At 46.7% G+C, this 23,687-nt stretch carries 19 protein-coding genes; 13 read left to right on the top strand and 6 right to left on the bottom strand.

Annotated features, from left to right (window positions below):
• Window positions 1–158 precede the first annotated feature (158 nt).
• A complete protein-coding gene (gene acnA / locus M2444_RS25465; protein WP_094870719.1) occupies window positions 159–2,900 on the bottom strand; it encodes an aconitate hydratase AcnA in 2,742 nt (913 codons plus the stop codon).
• A gap of 270 nt (window positions 2,901–3,170) precedes the next feature.
• Here acnA and M2444_RS25460 point away from each other — a divergent pair, with 270 nt between their 5' ends.
• The 9 genes from M2444_RS25460 to M2444_RS25420 all read left to right on the top strand — a co-directional run bounded on the left by M2444_RS25460 (window position 3,171) and on the right by M2444_RS25420 (window position 10,954).
• Entirely contained in the window at window positions 3,171–4,202 is a 1,032-nt protein-coding gene (locus tag M2444_RS25460) for an amidase domain-containing protein (RefSeq protein ID WP_094877188.1), read from the top strand.
• Window positions 4,203–4,224: 22 nt separating this feature from the next.
• Window positions 4,225–5,316 (top strand): D-alanine--D-alanine ligase, encoded by a 1,092-nt coding sequence (locus tag M2444_RS25455; RefSeq protein WP_280788342.1) that lies wholly within the window; start codon window positions 4,225–4,227, stop codon window positions 5,314–5,316.
• A gap of 47 nt (window positions 5,317–5,363) precedes the next feature.
• Window positions 5,364–5,681, top strand: coding sequence for a hypothetical protein (locus tag M2444_RS25450; RefSeq protein ID WP_094870716.1), 318 nt, complete (start codon window positions 5,364–5,366; stop codon window positions 5,679–5,681).
• On the top strand, window positions 5,678–6,685 hold the full coding sequence (uvsE, locus tag M2444_RS25445; protein WP_280788341.1) for a UV DNA damage repair endonuclease UvsE: 1,008 nt from the start codon (window positions 5,678–5,680) through the stop codon (window positions 6,683–6,685). The genes M2444_RS25450 and uvsE overlap by 4 nt, the downstream gene beginning before the upstream one ends.
• Window positions 6,686–6,926: 241 nt before the next feature.
• Window positions 6,927–7,811: an inositol monophosphatase family protein gene (locus M2444_RS25440; protein WP_094870714.1), complete on the top strand. Its 885-nt coding sequence runs from the start codon at window positions 6,927–6,929 to the stop codon at window positions 7,809–7,811.
• A 15-nt stretch (window positions 7,812–7,826) separates the two neighbouring features.
• Window positions 7,827–8,087: a hypothetical protein gene (locus M2444_RS25435; protein WP_094870713.1), complete on the top strand. Its 261-nt coding sequence runs from the start codon at window positions 7,827–7,829 to the stop codon at window positions 8,085–8,087.
• A gap of 127 nt (window positions 8,088–8,214) precedes the next feature.
• Window positions 8,215–9,507, top strand: a complete 1,293-nt coding sequence (locus tag M2444_RS25430; RefSeq protein ID WP_280788340.1) for a stalk domain-containing protein — start codon at window positions 8,215–8,217, stop codon at window positions 9,505–9,507.
• 100 nt (window positions 9,508–9,607) lie between these two features.
• Complete coding sequence (gene def / locus M2444_RS25425; RefSeq protein ID WP_094870731.1) at window positions 9,608–10,159, top strand: peptide deformylase; 552 nt, start codon at window positions 9,608–9,610, stop codon at window positions 10,157–10,159.
• Window positions 10,160–10,333: 174 nt separating this feature from the next.
• Window positions 10,334–10,954: a hypothetical protein gene (locus M2444_RS25420; protein ID WP_280788339.1), complete on the top strand. Its 621-nt coding sequence runs from the start codon at window positions 10,334–10,336 to the stop codon at window positions 10,952–10,954.
• Between the two features lie 74 nt (window positions 10,955–11,028).
• On the opposite strand, the gene M2444_RS25415 is transcribed toward M2444_RS25420, so the two are convergent.
• On the bottom strand, window positions 11,029–12,345 hold the full coding sequence (locus M2444_RS25415) for a glutamate-1-semialdehyde 2,1-aminomutase (protein ID WP_280788338.1): 1,317 nt from the start codon (window positions 12,343–12,345) through the stop codon (window positions 11,029–11,031).
• 122 nt (window positions 12,346–12,467) lie between these two features.
• Window positions 12,468–13,520, bottom strand: a complete 1,053-nt coding sequence (locus M2444_RS25410; RefSeq protein ID WP_094870709.1) for an LCP family protein — start codon at window positions 13,518–13,520, stop codon at window positions 12,468–12,470.
• Window positions 13,521–13,625: 105 nt separating this feature from the next.
• Here M2444_RS25410 and bcp point away from each other — a divergent pair, with 105 nt between their 5' ends.
• Together bcp and M2444_RS25400 are read left to right on the top strand one after the other, a co-directional pair.
• The gene (gene bcp, locus M2444_RS25405) at window positions 13,626–14,093 is read left to right on the top strand and encodes a thioredoxin-dependent thiol peroxidase (protein WP_256989846.1); all 468 of its coding nucleotides are present in this window, start codon (window positions 13,626–13,628) and stop codon (window positions 14,091–14,093) included.
• A 123-nt stretch (window positions 14,094–14,216) separates the two neighbouring features.
• Window positions 14,217–18,500 carry a 2-hydroxyacyl-CoA dehydratase gene (locus tag M2444_RS25400; protein ID WP_280788337.1) on the top strand — a complete coding sequence of 1,428 codons (4,284 nt, stop codon included), beginning with the start codon at window positions 14,217–14,219 and terminating at the stop codon, window positions 18,498–18,500.
• Between the two features lie 81 nt (window positions 18,501–18,581).
• Here M2444_RS25400 and M2444_RS25395 read toward each other — a convergent pair whose 3' ends face one another.
• Entirely contained in the window at window positions 18,582–18,893 is a 312-nt protein-coding gene (locus M2444_RS25395; RefSeq protein ID WP_094870706.1) for a zinc ribbon domain-containing protein, read from the bottom strand.
• Window positions 18,894–18,984: 91 nt separating this feature from the next.
• Window positions 18,985–19,935: a helix-turn-helix transcriptional regulator gene (locus M2444_RS25390; RefSeq protein ID WP_280788336.1), complete on the bottom strand. Its 951-nt coding sequence runs from the start codon at window positions 19,933–19,935 to the stop codon at window positions 18,985–18,987.
• Window positions 19,936–20,086: 151 nt separating this feature from the next.
• On the opposite strand from M2444_RS25390, the gene M2444_RS25385 reads away from it, so the two are divergent.
• Window positions 20,087–21,358, top strand: a complete 1,272-nt coding sequence (locus M2444_RS25385) for an MFS transporter (RefSeq protein ID WP_280788335.1) — start codon at window positions 20,087–20,089, stop codon at window positions 21,356–21,358.
• Between the two features lie 13 nt (window positions 21,359–21,371).
• Here the strand turns inward: M2444_RS25385 and M2444_RS25380 are convergent, their stop codons facing one another.
• Window positions 21,372–22,040, bottom strand: a complete 669-nt coding sequence (locus M2444_RS25380; RefSeq protein WP_280788334.1) for a DedA family protein — start codon at window positions 22,038–22,040, stop codon at window positions 21,372–21,374.
• 107 nt (window positions 22,041–22,147) lie between these two features.
• On the opposite strand from M2444_RS25380, the gene M2444_RS25375 reads away from it, so the two are divergent.
• Window positions 22,148–23,560 (top strand): polysaccharide deacetylase family protein, encoded by a 1,413-nt coding sequence (locus M2444_RS25375; protein WP_280788333.1) that lies wholly within the window; start codon window positions 22,148–22,150, stop codon window positions 23,558–23,560.
• Window positions 23,561–23,687: the final 127 nt, after the last annotated feature.

Raw genomic sequence — 23,687 nt, 5'->3', positions numbered from 1 at the left:
ACTCAGAAGACACTAATCAACCCCTAAACCCCTAGACTCAGGCCGAGGGTCCAAGCAAACAAAGAAGCCCCAGCAGCCAACAATCGGCTACTGGGGCGCTCCAGCGACAAGGAACTGCCTCACAGCCACTCATGGCCGCGAGACATTCCTTATTAAACCTATTCTACCGATACAGCCGAAGAATCTGTGGCATCTGCCAGCATTTGACGAAGTACAGTTTGTAGAATACCACCATTGCGATAATAATCAATATCAACCGTGCTGTCGAGTCGTGCAGTAACAGGGAAGTCAAATTGAGTACCGTCTTCACGGGTAGCGGTAACAGTTAGATCTTGGCTTGGCGTCACCTCGTTATCGAGACCGGTAATGTTGAAGGTCTCGCGTCCGGTCAGTCCCAAGCTGCTCCAGCCGTGGCCTTCCTGGAATTGCAGTGGAAGCACACCCATACCAACCAGATTGCTGCGGTGAATCCGCTCAAAGCTCTCAGCAATAACAGCTTTAACACCTAACAGAAGTGTGCCCTTGGCAGCCCAGTCACGTGAGCTTCCTGTGCCGTATTCTTTACCGGCGATAACGATGAGATTCTGTCCAGCGTCCTGATACAGCATGGAAGCGTCATAGATGGACATGACTTCGTCACTTGGCAGGAAGGTTGTAACTCCGCCTTCTGTACCTGGAGCTACTGCGTTACGAATCCGGATATTAGCGAATGTACCACGCATCATGACTTCATGATTTCCGCGGCGTGAGCCGTAGGAGTTGAAGTCTGCACGTTCTACACCATGATCGCGTAAATATTCGCCGGCAGGACCAGAGGTAGAGATATTACCTGCAGGTGAGATATGGTCGGTTGTTACGGAATCAGCAAGCAACGCCAGAACACGTGCATCCTTGATATCCTTGATGTCTCCCAGACCGTCTGCCAGATGCTCAAAGAATGGCGGATTCTGAATATACGTGGAGTTATCGTCCCACTCATACAGCTCGCCTTGTGGAACAGGGATAGAATTCCAACGTTCATTAGCAGTGAATACATTCTCATATTTACGACGGAACATCTCCGGACTAAGGGAGAGACCAATGGCTTCACGAATTTCAGCAGTAGTTGGCCAAATATCCTTCAGGAATACTGGTTCACCTTGTGGATCAAATCCGAGCGGTTCAGTCTGTAAATCGATATTTACAGTGCCAGCCAGTGCGTAAGCAACTACGAGCGGCGGTGAAGCCAAGTAGTTGGCTTTGACCTGAGCGTGTACGCGGCCTTCAAAGTTACGGTTACCGGAGATTACAGCAGCTACAGTCATATCGTTATCAGTGATGGCTTGGCTAACCTCTTCAGGCAATGGACCGGAGTTACCGATACAAGTAGCACAGCCATATCCCGCCAAGTAGAAGCCCAGTGCTTCAAGTGGCTTCAGCAGGTCTGCTTTTTCCAAATACTCAGTAACTACCAATGATCCTGGAGTCAAGCTGCTCTTCACGTATGCTGGTTTGGTCAGACCACGTTCCACAGCTTTTTTCGCCAAAAGACCTGCACCAAGCATAACGCTAGGGTTGGAAGTATTCGTACAGCTTGTAATCGCTGCGATCACGACCGCGCCTGTGCTTAGCTTGCTTTTGGTGCCATTTTTATGTTCTATTTCTACAACTTGGGCGATTTTCTCATCGCTGAGACCGTAACCGCCTTTGTCTACAGGTGTACGGATAATTCCTTCGAAATTCTCTTTCATATGCGTAAGCTCGATCCGGTCTTGCGGACGTTTTGGTCCAGCTAAGCTTGGGACGACAGAAGCTAGGTCAAGTTCAATGAAATCGCTGAACTGAGGGTCTGGCGTATTCGAAGTACGGAACATGCCTTGTGCTTTGTAATAAGATTCAACGAGCTCGACCAGATCATCTGGACGACCTGTGCTGCGAAGATAAGCAAGTGTCTCTTCATCTACAGGGAAGAAACCGATCGTTGCTCCGTATTCCGGCGCCATGTTAGCAACCGTTGCCCGGTCAGCAAGACTGATGTTAGCAAGACCAGGACCGTAGAATTCGACGAATTTGCCGACTACGCCTTTTTTACGCAACATTTCAGTAACTGTCAGTGCCAAGTCTGTTGCTGTAGCCCCTTCGATAAGGCTGCCTGTAAGCTTGAAGCCCACTACATCTGGTGTAACAAAATAGAGCGGTTGTCCGAGCATACCTGCTTCAGCCTCAATACCACCTACACCCCAGCCTACAACACCAAGTCCATTGATCATAGTAGTGTGGGAGTCCGTTCCAACAAGGGAATCTGGATAAACGACAGTTTCACCATCGATAGTTTTAGTAGTGGCTACGGAAGCCAAATACTCCAAGTTCACCTGATGCACGATACCGGTAGCTGGAGGAACTGCGCGGAAGTTATTGAAAGCGGTCTGTGCCCAGCGAAGGAAACGGTAACGTTCCTCGTTACGCTCAAACTCCACGTTCATATTATATTCCAAAGCGTCTGCCGTACCGAAAGCATCAACCATAACAGAGTGGTCAATGACAAGGTCAACGGGAACGAGCGGGTTGATCTGTTTAGGATCTCCGCCGGCTTTCTTTACAGTATCACGCATAGCAGCCAGATCTACGACTACCGGAACACCGGTAAAGTCCTGAAGTACGATACGAGCAGGGATAAACGGAATTTCTTTATTGCGATCAATGTCGCCTGACCAATCAGCCAATTGTTTCACATGTTCTTCTGTAATCGCCCGTCCATCAAATTGACGAACAGCCGCCTCAAGTAATACTTTGATCGAGAAAGGAAGGGAAGAGATAGAGCCCAATCCTTGTTCCTCAAGGGAGTTAAGATCATAATAGCGATAAGATTTGCCACCTGATTCCAGGGTGCGGGCCAACGAGAAATGATCCTTGCTTGGCATATATGCGCCTCCTTGTTTCATCTATTGAAACTCAATTTCACATTGCATGTTATTTAATTATAACGGTTACAAAGAGGGGAGTAAAGTTTTTTTTCCTATATATAAAGCCCGAATATCGCATCTCAGAAACCATTTAGAGTTACCTCTAAAACGTAAGCTATAAGCAAAGCATATGCCCTACCATGTAAATTGAAGCGATCTGTATAGCGGCCTGTTTCCTTTCATATACATAGAGCAGTAGTTAAAAGGGAATGAAGGGGTGCGAGTATAATGGAACAACAGTGGAAGCAGAGTCTATATGTATATGTAGATCAAGTGAATAAGGCCAGGGTGGAACCTAAGTCCTCATCGCAAACAGTTTCCGTATCCGTTAAAGATCCGCGTTTTCTGGTGGAGCAAGGGGAGCGTTCACGCCGTATCGCTGAATGGTATACCGCTCGTGGGATCACTCCGCTGCGTGGGGAAACAGGTGTAAAGACATTACGGACCGTCCGGCAGACTCCGACTGAGGTGGTAGCAGAGGTTACGCTGCATAGTGCACTCTATTATGAAAAAGGAGGCGTTAACCACCGCGAGGATAGGGTTGAGCTGGAGCGGTTGACCTTTGTGCGGGACGGAGGGGGCTGGGAAATCGCTGCTATAGAACGAACCATTCCTGAAAGGAATATAGTTCATAGAGCTGAGGTGGAGTTATCAGGCAGGTTGTCCAAATGGGGGGAAGCTTTACCTGCTCCGCTGCCATCACAGCCCCTTCTAAACCGGAATATTCTTGGTGAGATCTCGGGCTCAAGAGAGGTTCGCTACAATCGTGAAGAAGCGGTGGCTTATGCCGATCGTTGGTGGAAAGACGGGAATCCGGAGTTCGAAACATTTGAGGTGGATTGTACGAATTATGTCTCTCAATGCCTCTTTGCAGGGGGCGCGCCTATCAACTATACTGGTAAAAGAGAAACGGGCTGGTGGTACAAAGGCTACCAAGGAAAACAAGAATGGTGGAGTTATAGCTGGGCTGTATCAGACAGTCTGCAGCGCTATTTGAGCGTTAGCCGGAGCAGTGGCTTGCGTGCGGAAGTTATGGAGCGGCCGGAGCAATTAATGCTGGGCGATATCATTCAATATGACTGGGATGGTAACGGGCAATATCAGCACAGCACGATCGTCACAGCCTTTGATGCTGGTGGCATGCCGCTTGTGAATGCACGTACCGTTAGCAGTCGTCATCGTTTCTGGGACTATCGTGATTCCTACGCATGGACGGATCAAACGAAATACCGTTTTTTTCATATTAACGACTATTTATAAGACAGAAAGAGGTTATAAAGGTATGGGGAACGCAAAACTAACCGTAGGGCTGGCGTACGGGGGCAAATCCGGAGAACATGAGGTATCACTACAGACGGCTTTTGCCGTGATGAACTCATTTGATTACGATAAATATGAGATTATCCCTTTTTATATTTCAAAACAGGGCTTGTGGAAAGTCGGAGAGACGTTATCGGCACCTTACAGTAAGGTAGAGCAGCTTAAGCTTTCAGATGCAACGGAAGATATGGGCACAGCTCTGAATGTAGTATTTAGTGGACTATCCGGTGCGGATAAAGCGGTGGACGTCATGTTCCCACTATTGCACGGCACGTATGGCGAGGACGGTACAATTCAAGGGTTGTTCGAAATGGCGAATATTCCTTACATTGGGGCTGGTGTTCTTGCCTCTTCGGCAGGGATGGATAAGGTTGTTATGAAGAAGCTATTCGCTGATGCAGGTCTGGATCAGTGTGAATATTGTTATTTTAACATCAGCGCTTGGAAAAGAAAAAGTCATGAGTTGATTGTGGGTGTAGAGGATAAACTGGGATATCCAGTATTCGTAAAGCCTGCTAATCTGGGCTCAAGTGTAGGTATTTCTAAGGCTTCTGATAAGGAAAGTCTTGTAAAAGCTATAGACTTCGCCTTCCGTTATGACACCAAAGTCATTATTGAGGAATTCGTGGATGCTCGTGAGGTAGAGGTCGGTGTGCTCGGAAATGATGAGCCAGAGGCCTCTGTTCCGGGTGAAATCGTTTCTTCTGGAGAATATTATGACTACGCAGCTAAATATACGGACGGCAAATCGCAAATGATGATTCCTGCGCCAGTAGATTCTGAAGTTGCCGATCATTTGCGGGAGTCCGCGATAACCGCTTTTCGAGCGATTGAGGGTAGCGGGATTACCCGGGCGGACTTCTTCCTGCGGAGATCGGATGGAAAAATTTTAATAAACGAAGTGAATACGATGCCCGGCTTCACGCCTTACAGCATGTATCCATTATTGTGGCGTGAGACAGGTGTGTCCTATAGAGCTCTGCTAGACCGTATGATTGAGTTAGCTTTAGAGCGCTATAATTTCAAACAAGGTCTTAAGTATGACAATGAGTAATTGAAGCTACCAGCGGGTTTATACCGACTAGAAAGGGGCGAAAAAATATGGGTTTTCAAACTGAATTCAATTCCGTCTGTAAGTTCAAAAATGAACAAGAGCTGTACGAGCTGCTGGAGTACGGGCGTACCAAAATGGTGAAGCAGGGCTTCCGCGTATATCCGACAGGTCAGAAGGTGATTGCCTACACGCCTGAGAATGTAGCTGTAGCGATTGTCAAAATCTCTGCTTCGATTGCAGAGATTAATTTTCAGGGGCATGAGGTTACAGCGGTCGAAATGGAACTCGTGCGTAAACTGAATGAAGAAGAATCCAAAGTACAGACTGCACTAGCAGATGAAATGTTTTTTGGATCGCAGGGATGATAGTCCGATTTGGATATGTAGCGATGTCCACCGTTATTAAAGACTGCTCTCCATCCAAAACCATGACGATGGCCTCCTTCAAGAAGCTGGATGACCGTGAAGCGGCACTTCGTCGTCTGGAGAACCTGGCTCGGATGAATCTGCATAATACACTGCGACTAATGAAGCATAATGTGGGTTCGGACATCTTCGTGTATCGTCTCACTTCTAAGCTGATTCCTCTAGCGACGCATCCTGATTTACAGGATTGGAATCCGTTTGCTGCGCTCGCTGAGGAATTCGCGGAAGTGGGGCAATATGTGAAAAAGCATGGGATGCGGGTGTCTTTTCATCCAGATCACTTTACAGTGCTTAGTACACCCCGTCCTGATGTGCTAGTAAGTTCCATCCGGGATTTGCAGCACCATACGGACATGCTGAATGCCATGGGTCTTCCTGCCATGGCGAAGAACAATATTCATATCGGCGGAGCCTACGGGGACAAGCCGGTGGCAGCCAAGCGGTTCGAGGAGCATTTCCGCGAGCTACCAGCAGCGCTGCAGGCGCGAATTACGCTGGAGAATGATGATAAGACCTTCACAGCCCCGGAGACACTGGCAGTCTGCCAGAATGTAGGTCTGCCGATGGTGCTGGATATTCACCATCAATGGGTGAATAATGAAGGAGAGCTCCCTTGGGAGCTGTGGCCTGACATTCAGCAGACATGGCGGAGCGAGCTTGCGCAGAAGGATGTTCCATCGGGAGAGCTTTTGCCGCCTAAGATTCATGTATCTAGTCCGCGCAGTCCGTCTGATCCACGCAGCCATGCAGATGGTGTGGAGCCTGCACCATTGGTAGCTTTTTTAAAGCGAATAGCTGCAGATACCCCTGCTGTCGATGTTATGATTGAGGCAAAACTAAAAGATGGTGCGTTATTTGGATTGATGGAAGCAATGAAGGAACTGGCTGATGCCGGTAACGGAATTTCCGTATTAAATGGGGCAAGTGTGAATATTGAACCTTAAACAATGAAAATAAGGCGATAGGTCCCGAATACGGGCCCTATCATGACTTGATATGTAACTTGAAATAGGGTACGTTGAATGAAACTTTATTACGATTAGATTAACATTCAAGGGATCATAGAAATGGGTATCCCTATGGCGGAACTTTGAGAACGTTTTGGCGTATTGAACGGTATTGTGAATAGGATTGCTAAAAATTTCATGCCAATGGCGATTATGTTCAAGGAAGCGGAGTGAAGATATGAGTCCTATAAAACCAGAGGGTAAGACCGAACGTGAACCCTATGTAGTAACGAGCAAGGGACATACGGCGGTAGCCATTAATGCTGCTGCCAAAGCAGGAGAGTGGATAAAGAGCAGACAGGGTCTGGTGAATGAACTTAGTACGAAAACATCGGCTCAGGATCTGGTTACGGAAGTAGATAAAGGCGTTGAACAGATGATCCGCCGATTGATTCTGACACATTATCCAGATCATGCGATCCTTGGTGAGGAAGGCGTATCCCCGGGAGCAGCAGCAGCGACGGCTGCATTGGAAGAAGCTCGTGAGCATGAATATCTGTGGATTGTAGATCCTGTAGATGGTACGACTAATTTTGTACACGGATTTCCGTTTTATTGTGTGTCCATTGCTTTGGTGATTCGTGGAGAATTATCGGTTGGTGTAATTTACGATCCGATTCGTGATGAAATGTTCGTTGCTGAAAAAGGTAAGGGAGCCTACATGCATGGTGTTCCTACCTCAGTATCTACAGAGAACGTTTTTGGAGATAGCTTGATTGCTATGGGCTTTCCGCCGGACCGTGAATTTGCGCAGCCTGTCAATATGGCAGGACTACAGAGCATTCTTCCGCAGATTCGTGGTATTCGCGCAGGAGGTTCAGCTGCTCTACACTTGGCTTATGTGGCAGCAGGTCGGGTAGATGGATACTGGGAAGTAGGCTTAAGCCCCTGGGATTGTGCAGCAGGAGTACTTCTAGTACTGGAATCAGGGGGCAGAATTACGGATACGCTTGGGCGTCCATATGATATTGGCACTCGTCATATAGTTGCAAGTAATGGTCATATTCACGAATATTTGGTTTCGTCACTGAAGAATGCTGAAGCAACAGGATATAAGCTTTAGGGAGGACGATGCATCATGAGCGAGAAGGATGATCTTGAACGTAAGCTAAGCGAAATGCTGGTTGATGGTGAGATGGAACAGGGTGACCGTATAGCTAAAGAAATCCGTGAGATCTCTCCGAAGTATGAGATTCGTATCCAGACCACAATGGATCCTATTGTGGAGGAGACGCTGCGGTACCGTAAGATTGGACGTGAACTAGACGAGCGTTATGATAAATATCTGGAACGTGCCGGGAAAAATTTGAATTCACAAGAGGATTCCAATAAAGAATAAGACATTCGTTGCTAGCTGTGATAATAATTGTGATTTTCAGAGCGGTTTCCCGAATATGGGTGGCCGCTCTTTTGCGTTGCTATCAGGGATGGTAGAATGAGAATTAGAACATTTCGGGAGGGATACGATGCTAAGCAAGTGGAGAAGAATTTTAGCAGCCAGCATAAGCAGTATGCTTTTGTTATCTGTGCTGATTGGCGTAGGTGCCGGATCGGCAAATGCAGCTGACACGTCTGCAACACAAGATGCAAGTCAGGATGTCTTTCGCATCGTAGCTCTTGGCGATTCGATTACTGCCGGATATGAGCCGGGAATGACGGATGTGAATACCAAGCCTTACGGCTATGCGGAGCGACTACTGGAGCAGGGTTGGTATCATGGCAGGAGCGAGCTTACCAATTATGGTATTTTAGGACTGACTACTGCTGGATTACGTAATTACACAGGGGCAATCAAGGATGGCTCAGTGATTACGGCTGAAGGTATTCAGTCAGGTCTTCCAGATCCGCGGATAGACCAATTCGTAAAATTAACCCCACAGATCGCATCAGAGCTGAAGGAAGCCGATCTGATTACGATTACAATTGGGGGGAATGATGTAAGCCGTCTTTTCTTACAGGTTAAGGAGCTGACAGATACAGATTTCGAATCTCAGCTGGAGCAGAAGCTGGCGGATTACAATACGAATGTGAAGGCAAGTCTTGAGAATATTCGTGCGATAAATCCACAAGCAACAATTATACTGGCTGATCAATATCAGCCTGCTCCTAAGATCGCTCTTGGTGCGATGTACACTAAATTGATGACCGCAGCAGCGAAATTTACGGATTCGGCAGATCGTGTGGCTGCAAGTATGAATCAAGAAGGAGCAAATGTAGTAGTAGCTCATGTAGCGGCAAAGTTTGCCGGCTCAGAGGGATCACTCACGCATATTATCGGGGCCGGACAAGCGGATTTTCACCCTACGCAGCTCGGATACGAGACCATTGCAAAAGTATTTGCTGAATTACAATGGGGGGAATACCGCATTCCCACTGTAATGGCGATGGCTGCAGATACTGTACCGATGTCGATTGTTGTAAAGGGTGTAGAGTTAAATACGCCGAATAAGCCCATCCTTAAGAATGGTCAGAACTTCTTGGCGCTTAAAGATATTCTAAATGCCGTAGGCGCTAATGGAAAGTGGGATAATAAGACCTCCAGTGCGACTATTGAATACGGTGGACGGACTGTTGTAATCACGATCGGCAGCAAATTTATTAAGGTGAATGGACAGAATGTAGCCATTGATACCCCTGCTTTTCTGCAAAAGGTAGGCAAAGAAGATAAAACTTATCTTCCCCTTGCCGCATTGGCGACCGGACTTGGATTTGATGTTAATTATAGTAGCAAACTGCGAACGGCTTTCATAAATCCATAAATCTGCATACTATACCATAAGTACTTTAAATTAAGCCCGTAAGGCAAAGGTGGATGGAATATTGTCTAGTTCAAAATTTAGTGCTGAATATATCATCACAATGGATGATATTGTACGGGAAGGTCATCCCGTGCTTCGTACCGTGGCACAGCCGGTGGAGCTTCCTTTACAGAAGGAGGATCGTGAGACTCTGCAATGTATGCTTCAGTTTCTGAAGAACAGCCAGGATCCGGAGATCTCCGAAGAATACAATTTACGTTCGGGCGTAGGTCTGTCAGCGAATCAAATCGGACTGTTGAAGCGTATGTTTGTAATGTACTCTACGGATGAAAGAGGGCGGATTGTAGAGCATGCTTGGGTTAATCCTAAAATCATCAGTCACTCACTAACCATGGTATACTTACCGGAGAGCGAGGGATGTCTGTCGGTTGATCGGCCGGTGCATGGATTTGTACCTCGTTATGAATCTGTGAAGGTAAAGGGATATGATCTTGAAGGTAAGGAAGTGGTCCTTAAATTTAAGGGCTACCAAGCCATCATCATCCAGCATGAGATTGATCATCTCGATGGGATCATGTTCTACGACCGAATCAACAAGGAAAATCCATTCAAGCTTCCTCAGGGAGTGGAAATCCGTAACTTGTACGAGTAAAAGGAAATCTCCGAATCATAAAGCGTGTGGTCTTGCAGCATTAAGCTGAGGGGCACATGCTTTTTTTCTATCTGCAAGATTGAATGATTTCAAATATTTTACAAATTAATCCAAAGGAGGTACCATGTAGATAATGGGTAGAAATTAATTTTATTATCAGAAGGAGGTTATGAAATGGGGTGGGGTAGAATGCCAATAAGAGGCGTGGTCAACGAATATAATGATGAGGTTAAGAAGATTGATGAGCAGATTTTGACTCTGATTCAGGAACGTAAAGCTATAACAGGCAAAAAACGGTTCTCCCCCGAAAGTGAGCTCCTTGAGGAGTGGTCAACTAGATTCGAGATGGACACTGCTCAGATTGTACAGTATATACACAGTCTGAATGAGGCTGTGCCCAGACGGAAATATTGGGAAGAGCCCGGTTTACTGCTCGGCGTTCTTCCAATTGTGAAGCGGACAGTTCTCGAAGATTGCGAGTATACACTTACACATGCTATGCAGTATGAAAACCTCAGCATCGTTACTGTGGAAATCAAGTATTTAAAAGAGACGGTGGAGCATGTTCATCTTAGAGCCGCTCTAACATTGGAAATTATGAGTGAGGTTTCCTATGAAATCCAGCCGCATGGAGGTCACGGAGGGGGCGCTCATACACAAATGCAGTTCTTGGTCTCGCCACCGCTGCCAGCGGATCTGGATACGGTTCAATTTTCCTTAATCCCTGGCGAAGATAGAATGTTTGGACCTGCCATGACAGAGATTATATTGGACAAGCAAATTGACTTCGAATAGTGCCTATGCAAAAAAACCTACCACCAGAAGCTTGGTGGTAGGTTTTAGTATGTTTAGTGGCTGTAAATAACTTTTTATTTCTCAGCCGCCATAGTGTGGAATGATTCTTCTGCTGCAATCAGCGTAGCGTCGATATCCGCATCTGTATGTGCTGTCGTTAGGAACCAAGCTTCATATTTCGAAGGGGCGAGGTTAATCCCTCGGTTCAACATGTGACGGAAGAAGCTACCGAACAATTCGCCATCTGTATCCTGTGCCTCATCGTAATTCGTAACTGGATGCTTACAGAAATGAGTAGAGAATGAACCACGGATGCGGTTAATCGTCAGTGGAATGCCATGACGGTCAGCAGATTCCTGGAGTCCATCGACGAGGCGAATCGCAAGACGTTCCATCTCATCGTATACGCCTTCTGTGCTCAGCACTTCCAGACAGGCAATCCCTGCGGAAATGGAAGCAGGATTTCCCGCCATTGTTCCCGCTTGGTATGCCGGTCCTAGTGGGGCTACTTGTTCCATCACATGCTTACGTCCGCCGTATGCGCCGATCGGTAGGCCGCCGCCGATGATTTTGCCGAGTGCTGTAAGGTCAGGGGTAATGTCTTCATGGTTATCCAGTCCTGCATATGTCTGTGTGGAACCATAGTGGAAGCGGAAGGCCGTAATGACTTCGTCATAGATAACGAGGGAGCCGTTAGCATGAGCCAGCTTGCAGAGCCCTTCGAGGAATCCCGGCTTCGGCATCACCATACCGAAATTACCGACGATCGGTTCAACCATTACAGCGGCGACATCTTCGCCCCATTTCTCCAGTGCCTCTTGCAGGCTTTCCAGATCATTAAAAGGAACAGTGATTACTTCCTGTGCAATACTGCTAGGAACGCCGGCACTATCTGGAATACCAAGCGTAGAAGGCCCGGACCCTGCTGCTACAAGCACCAGATCAGAATGACCATGGTAACAGCCAGCAAATTTTACGATTTTGCTGCGCTTTGTATAAGCACGAGCTACACGAATGGTAGTCATAACCGCTTCGGTACCGGAATTGACGAACCGCACCTTATCCATCGAAGGAATGGCTTCTTTTAGCATTTTCGCAAGTTTGATTTCGAGCTCAGTTGGAGTTCCGTAAAGAACACCATTTTCTGCTGCTGTAGTAATTGCCTTCGTTATATGCGGGTGAGCATGGCCGGTAATGATCGGTCCATACGCTTGGAGATAATCGATATATTCATTGCCATCTACATCCCAGAAGTGAGATCCACTGGCACGTTTCATAAATACAGGTGCTCCGCCCCCAACGGCTTTGAAAGAACGGGAAGGGCTATTTACACCTCCAACAATATGTTGAAGGGCTTCGTGATAAAGTTGCTCAGATGTGGAACGATTCATAATGTGATCATCCTTTCGATTGTTGGTGCTCATGGCAACGGGCGAACAACGGTGTTTCCGCTGTCCGCCCGTATTATACCATTGCCTGTAGTGTCTACTTGTGAACGTTGCTTGTCAGATCTTTATTGAGTTCCGCTAGTACTACTATTTGAAGTAGTTTCTGATGAAGGTGATGGTGTAGGCGTTGGCTCAGGACCATTTAAGGTATCCTGCACAAATTCCCTTAACTTATTTTCACTGCGAATGCCGATAACCTGTGATCCGTCACTTGTAGTTTCCTCTTTGAGCAGATCCATCGGCGGAATTTGCTCACTACCGCCCATAGTACTGTCGTACCCGACGGTTGCCAGCTTCCACATATCATTTACTGACAGATTGGTTTCGATATAAGGCGTAACTTGAGACAGGATACTCGGCAGCTTGATTATGGATGTGGTCTGGATCAGTTTGTCAGCCACAACCTTGAGAAATGCACGCTGGCGCTCGGTCCGAGTGAAGTCGGAGGTAGCGTCATGCCGAAAACGTACATATTGCAGAGCTTTATTACCGTCGAGATGCTGATATCCTTTTTTAAGATCAATGTCATATTCGGGACCATCTGCAATGGTCTTGTACACCATGTCTTTCTCGACTTCATAATCTACACCACCAACGGCATCTACTAGCTTGATGAATCCTTGGAAGTCCGTGTAGACATAATATTGAATCGGGATGCCGAGCAGGTCGCTTACAGTCTGCATCGCCGTGTTAGGCCCATAAATAATAGCTGAATTAATACGTTTTTCTCCGTGATCTGGAATCGGAACGTAAGTATCTCTAAGAATTGAGAATACGGTGATTTTCTTCTTCACGGGATCAAGTGAGGCGACGAGCATTGTATCGGAACGAGGAATTTCCCCCTTCTTGACACCGCGGGCATCCACGCCCATTAGTAGTATATTAACAGGCTCTGTACCTTCCCACTTTGGAGGTTCTGGCGTGTCAACATCAACAGTCTCGGCATTTTTAAATGGTGAATCCTCGGTGTTCGACATGCTGCCAAGCTCATTGACAATGGAAGTAAAGTAATAAATGGCTCCACCGATAATAAGTAAGAGTATAATGGCCAGTGTCCAAAGCAGAGGTTTCTTTTTTGACTTACCAGTCTTTGCGTGCCTTTTCTTTCTAGGTGGCATTTCTCGTTCTTCCTTTCGCATTCACATTCTCTACATTATAATTTCTTTTGGGGATACGCGCAATTCATGCTCGATCCTCCAATATCAAGAAGGAGTGGATATAACTTGAACGTAGTAGCTATTGGACAAAAAGTACCGAATTTCACCCTTCCGTCCTCTACTGGACAAGAGGTTAGTTTAAGTGATTACTTGGGCCGAAAGGTCATTGTATACTTTTATCCTAAAAATATGACACCAGCCTGTACGCAGGAGGCCTGCGAATTCCGTGACGCCTATGATCAAATTTCTACGCTTGGTGCGGTTGTTCTAGGCATCAGCCCAGATCCCTTGGCGTCGCATATCCGATTTACGGAGAAGAATAGTCTGCCATTTCCACTGTTGTCTGATGAAGATCATAAGGTTAGTGAAATGTTTGGAGTATGGCAGCTTAAGAAGCTTTATGGTAGAGAATTCATGGGCATTGTACGTTCTACTTTTTTGATTGATGAGCAGGGGATCTTACTTCAAGAATGGCGGAAAGTACGAGTGAAAGGTCATGTAGCATCCACCATAGCAGGGATTTCCAAATCATAAAGTTTGTTAATAACTTTTTGTAAAAGTCTGTTACATTTTTAACAGCTTTCATTAGGTGTTGTCATGATATAGTTTCCTCATAATTGCTTCAAATTTGGAGCAAGACGAGGTGGTGTAGTGATCATGCTGCGTATTGGCCTTGATATCGGATCAACGACTGCGAAATTGGTTGTCATAGAGCGTAACACTATTGTTTATCAGGACTATGTAAGACATTATAGCGATATAAAAAAAGCTGCCCTCTCTCTACTAGCTGACGTACAAGTCAGATTTCCAGAGAGAGGAGCAGTCCTTACTGTAAGCGGTTCCTCAGGCTTATCTTTATCCAAACTGGGAGGCGTACCGTTTGTTCAGGAGGTGATCGCCTGTACGAAGGCGATTGGCGAGCTGATTCCAGAATGTGATACGGCGATTGAACTGGGTGGTGAGGACGCCAAGATCATCTATCTCCGGGGCGGCATTGAACAGCGTATGAATACGGCTTGCGCGGGCGGAACGGGAGCATTCATCGATCAGATGGCTTCGCTGCTACAGACCGACCCAGGGGGATTAAATGCATTGGCAGAGAAGCATGAGCGAATCTATCCTATCGCTTCACGCTGCGGTGTATTCGCCAAAAGCGATGTGCAGCCGCTACTAAACGAGGGGGCTCGCCGGGAGGATGTGGCGGCTTCAATCTTTCAGAGTATTGTTAATCAGACGATCAGCGGTCTCGCTTGCGGACGTCCAATTCGTGGACGGGTGGCTTTCCTTGGTGGCCCATTAACCTTCCTGCCAGCTCTGCGTCAGCGTTTTGCGGAGACGCTTGAACTTGCGGAGTCAGATATTCTTTTCCCCGAGCGGTCACAGTATTTCGTAGCGATTGGATCTGCTCTATCCGAAGTAAATCCGACGATCTTGCCTCTCTCAGGTTGGCTCGCGCGAATAGCAGCCGTGGATTTTTCAGCAGATCGGGCAGCAGATGCTGAATTACCACCGCTGTTTGAGAACCCTAATGAGCTTGCTGAGTTCCGGAATCGCCATGGTAAAGCTTCTGCTGCCAGATCAGACCTGGCTGTGTATCGTGGCCCTTGCTATCTGGGGATCGATGCGGGTTCGACAACAACCAAACTCGTATTGACCGGCTCTGCTGACGAAATTCTACATACCTTTTATGGCAGCAACAAGGGGAATCCCTTGTATTCTGTCAGTGAGGCACTGAAGGAAATGTATCGGGTTCTACCGGAAGGCTGTTATATTGCAGGTTCTTATGTAACAGGTTATGGAGAGGGATTAATCAAAGCCGCTTTATGGACGGACGGCGGTGAAGTGGAGACGGTTGCTCATTACAAGGCCGCATCTAAGTTCATGCCGGAGGTAGATTTTATTTTGGATATCGGCGGACAGGACATGAAATGTATCAAGATCCGCGGCGGTGCTATCGACAGTCTAATGCTCAATGAAGCCTGTTCGGCAGGCTGTGGCTCTTTTCTGGAGAGCTTTGCTTCTGCGCTTGGATTAGGTATTGAGGAGTTTGCCAAATCAGCTCTGGAAGCGGTCAAACCGGTTAACTTGGGTTCCCGCTGTACGGTATTCATGAATTCTAAAGTGAAGCAGGTTCAGAAGGAAGGTGCGTCGCTGGCCGATCTTTCGGCAGGTCTTGCGTATTCTGTGATTAAGAATGCCCTGCAAAAAGTAATTAAAATTCGCAACCCTGAGGATTTAGGGCGAAATATTATTGTTCAGGGCGGCACCTTCTATAACGAAGCTGTATTGCGGGCTTTTGAGCGCCTAACGGGGAGAACGGTAGTCAGACCGGATATTGCTGGCGTTATGGGAGCGTACGGTTGTGCACTGATTGCCCGTGAGCAAGCAGGGGCTGACGGAAAAAGCACGCTGCTTGGACCGGAGGAAATAGCAGGCTTTAAGTACGAGGTATCTTCAGGTCGCTGTGGCCGCTGTGGAAATAACTGTGCGTTAACGATCAGTCGGTTCCCGGACAAGAGCTTCTACGTTACAGGCAACCGCTGCGAGCGTGGTGCAGGAGGCAGGAAAGAGAAGAACGTATTGCCAAATTTGATGCAGTATAAGTACGAACGTTTCTTTGATTATGAAGCATTACCAGAGGCAGGTGCAGCACGGGGCACCGTTGGTATTCCACGTACGATGAATATGTTCGAGAATTACCCGTTCTGGTACACTTTTTTCACTAAATTGGGCTACCGGGTGATTCTCTCTCCTAAATCAAGCAAGAAGCTCTACGAAAGCGGGATGGATACGATTCCTTCAGAATCGATCTGCTATCCAGCAAAGATGGCGCACGGACATGTGCAGAGCTTGATTGGTAAAGGCGTCGATTTTATTTTTTATCCTGCGGTGGTGTATGAGAAGAAGGAAGATGAAGCAGCGGATAATCATTTCAATTGTCCGGTGGTCGCCTCTTATCCTGAGGTCATTCGCAACAATATGGATGGGCTTAGGGAAAATGGAATCACGCTGGTCAGCCCGTTTCTGACCTTCGACGATAGATCTGCGTTAACCAAGGGACTCGTGAAGACATTTACGGGGATTCCGAGAGAAGAGATAACGTTGGCTGTGCAGGCAGGACTTGCAGAAGCTGATCGTGCCAAAAGTGATGTGCGAACCAAAGGTGAAGAGACGCTTGCGTATCTTGCCAGCACTGGGAACAAGGGAATACTTCTCTGTGGTCACCCTTACCATGCAGATCCTGAAATTAATCATGGCATAGCAGATATGATTACCGGTATGGGCCTCGCCGTGCTAACAGAAGATTCTGTCTGCCATCTGGACCGAAGTGAAGGGGATGTGGCGGTAGTTAATCAGTGGACCTATCATGCCCGAATGTACCGCGCAGCCCGCCTTGCCGCAGTACGAACCGACCTGGAGCTTGTTCAATTGACATCCTTCGGTTGTGGGATTGATGCGATTACATGTGATGCCGTGCAAGACATTATGGAAAGGCATAACAAAGTATATACGCTGATCAAAATCGATGAGATTAGCAACCTTGGCGCTGCGCGTATTCGGCTGCGTTCACTGATGGCAGCGATGCGCGAACGGGAAAAGGGAAAGGTGCTGCCACAGAAGCCGCCTAAAATACAGGCTAATGTAGCTTTCACGAAGGAAATGAAAGAAACGTACACGATCCTTGCGCCGCAGATGTCGCCCATTCATTTTGAATTGTTTGAGCAGGTCTTCCGCGATGCGGGATACCGTCTCAAGATCCTTGAAACCACTGGACCCGAAGAGACGGAAGAGGGCCTTAGATACGTTAACAATGATGCATGTTATCCCGCTATTGTAACGATAGGGCAGATTCTGTCGGCACTGAAGAGTGGGGACTATGATCCGAATCGTACCGCTGTAATCATGTCACAGACGGGCGGTGGCTGCCGGGCGACGAATTATATTTCTTTGCTCCGCAAAGCCTTAAAGGATTCAGACCTCGAACAGATTCCTGTGATTTCACTGAATGCTTCTGGAATGGAGAACCAGCCAGGCTTCCGAATCAGTCTTAAGCTGGCAAACCGGCTGATCGCTGCGGCTTGCTATGGTGATCTTATGATGCGGTTACTAAATCATTTTAGACCGTATGAGGTCGTTCAAGGGAGTGCTGAACGTTTATTCCGTAAGGGGATGGAGCGCTGTAAGGTCAGTCTAGTCAACTTCTCGTTCCGAGAATACAAACGTCTGATTCGTGAAATTGTCGCCGATTTCTGTAAGCTGCCCGTTACAGGTGTTACTAAACCTAGAGTAGGCATTGTTGGAGAGATCCTGATTAAATTTCACCCGGACGCCAACAACCGCATCATCGAGATGATTGAGGCGGAGGGCGGAGAAGCGGTAATGCCAGACTTCTTAGACTTCATCTTTTACTGCGTGTATAATCCGATTTACAAAGCCGAGCAATTCGGCAAAAGTAAACGACTAGGATATATTAATCCAATGTTGATCTCCTATCTGGAGATTTATCGTAAGCCGATAAAGGTAGCTCTTGAGGATGCCGGACTGGCTAAAGGACGGGAAAATATTTATGGTCTTGCTGAGAAAGCCAGCCGACTGGTATCCGTAGGAAATCAGATGGGTGAGGGATGGTTCCTGACTGCAGAAATGATGGATCTGCTGGATAACGGTGTGAATAATATTACTTGTATTCAGCCGTTCGCCTGCTTGCCCAATCATATTACCGGGCGTGGGATGATTAAGGGTCTTAAGGAGTTATATCCCGGCGCAAATATCGTCGCCATTGATTATGATGCTGGAGTTAGTGTAGTTAACCAAGCGAATCGGATCAAACTGATGATGTCCATTGCCAGCAGTCTGGAAGGAAATAAGGTATCTGATTTAGAACAATCCGTTAAACCGCTGCAGCAGACCCTACTTGAAGGCTCCTATAGTTTGACCTGAGCTTAATAAGGTAACATATAGGCGAACTGCCTATAAAAAGCGGACCAAGAATTCACCTGGTCCGCTTTTTTGTGCTGATTATTAGTTCGTTGAAGGAGAGCTGGCTACACCTCTCCACCGTTTCAGATGAGGCAGCTGTTCGGCGAGTAATTTGCGGGCGACATCCTCGTCCATTCCTTCTTGAACCAAGTAGCCTGTACAAATGTCAGACATTTCTTGCAGCGTAATGTCAGGCTGTTTAAATGCTCCATCTTCGTAGCAATATACACAATAATCCTCGATTTTTTGGCCTTCCTTGTTCGTTCCAAGTAAATCTTCCGTAGGCATAGGCATCCCACAGCTTTGACAAAATTTCGGCTCATCTTGAACTTGTCTTACATGCTCTTGTTCCATATACAGCACTCCTTTTAAAAGTACGCGAAGCTTATGAGCAATCGCTTTAAGTACATTATAGAACTATGAATCTGACGACATACCGTCAGGTTTAAAGCGAGGTTGCATATTTTTTGGCAACCCCAAGAGCCAACTCACCAAGCTTCTGACGAATATGTTCCGGCTCTAGCACTTCTAAAGCCGTTCCGAAGCTGAGCAAGAAACCATAGAGCCATCCGTCCTCGGGATAATGGATGCACACGTTATACCCACCATGTCCGTCCGGCTGAAGCTCAGTGGAGTCAAAGCGATCTTCCGCAAGATGTCTCCCTTCAGCTGAGAAGTGCAGAAGGATTGGAGACACTACTGAGGCTGAAGTCACCCGCTGATAATCAGTGCTCCAAGGCAGCTCATGCATGTCCCTATCTTCTCTTATGAATTCCCGCTTTTCTTTAATGAGTCCTTTCATACGATGCAGCTTGAATAATCTGAAATCCTGGCGTTGCAGACAGTAACCATACAAGTACCATGCTTGTCCTTTTAAGACTAAAGTATAGGGCTCGACAGAACGCTGACTGGATTGTCCCTCGGCATTGACATAATCAAAGGCCACAGTTCTGTTTTCTTCCAGCGCCTCTTTTAAAGTTGCGATCTTCTCTTCTAGGATAGGCTGAAGCCCCCAAGGAGAGAAATCGATGATAAGCTGGGTCGTTTTGCTTCGGAAAGCTGCGGTCTGTGAGGGCGGGATTACGCTACTGATCTTCTCCATGAGCAGAGTGTGTTCAGTTCCGCCATAAGAGGAGACGCTTTGCAGAGCGGAGAAAATATCAGCCAGCTCGCGGTCGGTCAATACATTGCGGTCTAACCGGTAGCCTTCCATAAGTCCGATACCACCACCCGATCCCTGATAGGTGACGATAGGAATTCCCGCCCCATTAATGCTTTCAATATCACGATAAATGGTGCGCACGGACACTTCGAACATGTCGGCGAGCTCCTTCGCCTGAATGAGGCGCCGGTTCATTAGTAGAATGACGATAGAGAGCAATCGATCAATTTTCAAAAGGTGGAGCCCTCCTTTTCGGATAATTTCGTTATGTAATGATGTACTACATCTTAGCAAATTCTTGAAGATAAAGCATTGTCATAATGTATTAATTCGATTAATATCTAATTAGATATTTATATAAATAGATGAAGCGAGGTTTACGATAATGGGTCACCAAACAGCTATTGCAATTTTTAAAGCTCAAAAGGGATATTCACGTCTGTTCACAGCCGGGCTAATCAATGGCATCGGTGATCGTTTTACTAGTGTTGCCGTGCTGGCATTGGTGCTGCAATTAACGGGGTCAGGGATGGCTGTGGGGATATCGCTAGGTGTACGGCTGCTTCCTTATTTGTTTCTGGCACCGCTTGGAGGTGTACTTGGCAGCAAATTCCCTCGTAAATACATTATGATCGCTACGGATGTACTTAGGGTTCCGGTTGCGCTAACCTTTTTGTGGGTAGATGGAGAAGATAAGCTATGGCTGTTATATATGGCGAGTTTTTTACTGGCGGCGGGGGAAGCGATCTACAGTCCTGTTCGTAAATCCTCCATTCCTTTGTTGGTGACCAAAAACTCTTTGTTGACGGTTAATGGACTAGAGCAGCTTATGAGTGGCTGTGTACTTATATTGGGTGCATTGAGTGGGGGGATCGTTTCGATGTGGTTCGGCCCAAAGGCAGCCTTCGTAATGAATGCAATATCCTTTCTGGTCGCAGCGCGCTTAATCTACGGTATTGATCTTCCACAAAATACTAATAGGGTGAATGAAGATAAGAGAAAGATAGACTCTCCTGAAAAAATCAAAACTAAAGTGGACCGTCAGCAAAAGACAAATAAAATGCATGCGCTGTGGATTATAATCAGCGGGAGTATCACGTTACAGGTTATTTTTGGGTATGAGCTGCTTGTTCCGATGCTGAATGGTCTGGATAATGTGCTGATTAGTGTGTATGCAGTACAGGAGTTTCAAGCGGGAGATATAGGAGTAGGGGCTTTTTACGCAGCGCTCGGAATCGGGCTTAGTCTCAGTTTTTTTGCTGGGCGATATGTAACAAAAGGGCTGCTGATTGTTGCGATTGTTGGGCTCATGATTGAAGGATTACTGCTGATGAGCATCAGTATTAGCAATCATTTTGTGATCGCTTTTCTGCTATATATTCTGTTATCTTTTGCCGGAGGGACGGGGAATGCCTGTCTGGATACACTGGTTATGCGAGAGACGCCGTCCACTATGCAACCTGTTATTTTTGGACTGCTGTCAGCAGTGGGAAATACGCTGCTAGGATTATCTATGCTGCTCGCGGGCTGGTTATTAGAATGGGTGGATCCTCGTACACTGGGTTTTGCAGAGGGAGCAGGGTTTTCTGGGATTGCTATATTGCTGGCAGGGTATACGTTTGTACGCAGCAAGAAGAAGGAGACTCAGCGCGCTTAAAAAGAGCGGTAAATCACCGCCCCTTGGAAGGTTTCTTAATCTGCGCCTGAATCTGTGTGGCAGCTTTGCGAGGGAAAAGACGGGCGTGGATGCTTTTGCGGTAGCGGTAAATGATCACAAGAGCTGCTATTCCTGCACCACCAGAAATAATCCAAAGCGCATATGACTCAAACAAATGGAAGATGCCCATCCACTGTGGACCAAACACCTTTCCGATGCTAAGAAACAGTACTACCCAGAATACGGCTCCACTATAAGCATATAGGGCGAATTTACGGAAGGGAAGCGCGATTATACCAGCAAAATAACCAGTGAAGTGCCGTACCCCTGGAATGAAATAACCGATAAAAATTAGAAAGCTTCCGTATTTCTCAAACCATTTCTGTGTTTTTTCTAGCTTAGTAGGTGAGAATAGAAACCATTTGCCATATCGCTGGATAAAGGGCATACCGGCTTTTAATCCGACAAAATAGGTGAGGGTCATCCCAGCTGTGGTGCCTGCAAAAGCAACTACAATTAGCGTAAAGAAATCAAGTCTCCCGGTGTAGGAAAGGAAACCGGCAAACGCCATAGTGGTCTCACCGGGAAAGGGTAGGGCAACGAACTCGAGAAGTAATCCAAAGAATAATACGCTATATCCATATTTGGTGAATAATTCTTGTATAAAACTCAGCATTTCCATAAGATTGTCACTCTCCAAGAGGCAGTTGCCTTATTCTATTTTACAGCTTGTCTTCATACAATCTACCAAATGGCTTTTAAGCCAATAGAATGCTGGAGGTAGAGAAGATGAAGGGTAATAAAAGCGCACACAGCCGCCGAAAGTTGATAAGCGGATTGCTCGTTATGGTTGTGATATTCATCGTTATGCTCGGATGGAGTATAGGGAAAAACTTGAATTCATGGGAGCTCCGATCCTTGCAGCCCGCTAGCGCGGAGTCTGTATCTGTTAAGAATAAGCTTACCGCAGCGGCGATGCAAGATTTGCCATCTGCAGTAGAACCCCTCGCTTCTGCATCTCCGGAAGTGCACTCCTCTTCAAGTGCGGCCCTTACTGTGACTCAACTCCCTCAAGCTAATGGGGTAGATAAAATATCCAAGGTTTCGGCAACGAGTTCTGTAATCACAGCAGCCAAAAAATCTAAAAAAACAGTCTATATTACATTTGACGACGGACCTAGCGATAACACCTTCAATGTACTTGAAATTTTACATCAGGAAGGTGTGAAGGCAACCTTTTTTGTCCTTGGTAATCAAGCGAAAAGCCATCCTGAGCTCATCGATTCCATATGGGAACAGGGCCATGCCATTGGCAATCATACCTATAATCATAATTACCATGATTTATATAGTGGATTCACGAAATTTTGGAATCAAATTAAACAGACTGAAGAGATTGTTCAGGGGATTACAGGGGTTCGTCCACAGCTTATCCGCGCCCCAGGCGGAACCTATGATCATTTTGATAATACCTACTTCAATTTATTGAAGCAAGCAGGTTATAAGGTGATGGATTGGACGGTGGATAGCGGCGATTCTAAACGGAAAGGCGTCCCAGCTTCAGAAATTTTGAAGGAATCCACAATGGATATGAAGTCTTCCCAGGTTATTTTGCTGTTACATGACGGGGGCGGTCATCAAGAGAGCGTCAAAGCGCTGCCGGACATTATTGCACGCTATAAGGCGGCTGGATACGACTTTGGCCTATTGGATGAAACGGTAGAACCGGTACAATTTAGAGTCTCTTCCAAAGCTGCTAGTTTGGGGCGGAAAAAGCCCTCAGAAGCTTGGGTCGCCTCAAATATCACACCGAATGCAGAGCTCTTTGCACCTGGAAAGCCATTGGTTCTTGAGGTCGGAAAGCTGGAGACGAAGCTGAATCCCGGGGAATATTCCGTGCGAAATGGACAGTATATGGTTCCACTTCGTGCTGTAATTGAACGGCTTGGAGGGCAAGTTAGCTGGGATGTGAATAGCCGAAGCGGAGAAATAGATTGGAACGGGAAAGCGGTTATTGCCGATGTAATGAACAAACAATTGATTCTAAACCATCCTGATAACGGCCAAAAGACAATCGATGCGAGGGTAGAAATGATTGGTGGATCGATCTGGGTATCGCTACGAGAACTGCTGGAGACAACAGGCCATCCTCCGACTAATATAAGCGTTACTGAAGTAGAACGCCGAGTAAAAACATTCTGAAGGAAGAGTTGAGGCTGTCTAGTAAAAAGAAAAAACAAATGTCTGGGCACCCTTTTTCATGGGAAGAATAGATAGTAATAAGTTCCTGAGCTGGGAACAAGTCTATGACCAAAGGATGGGTGTCCCA

This window comes from Paenibacillus sp. PastF-3 (assembly GCF_029893135.1).
GTDB classification, from domain to species: domain Bacteria; phylum Bacillota; class Bacilli; order Paenibacillales; family Paenibacillaceae; genus Paenibacillus_AQ; species Paenibacillus_AQ nitricinens.
This window is presented reverse-complemented; position numbering and strand designations above follow the sequence as displayed.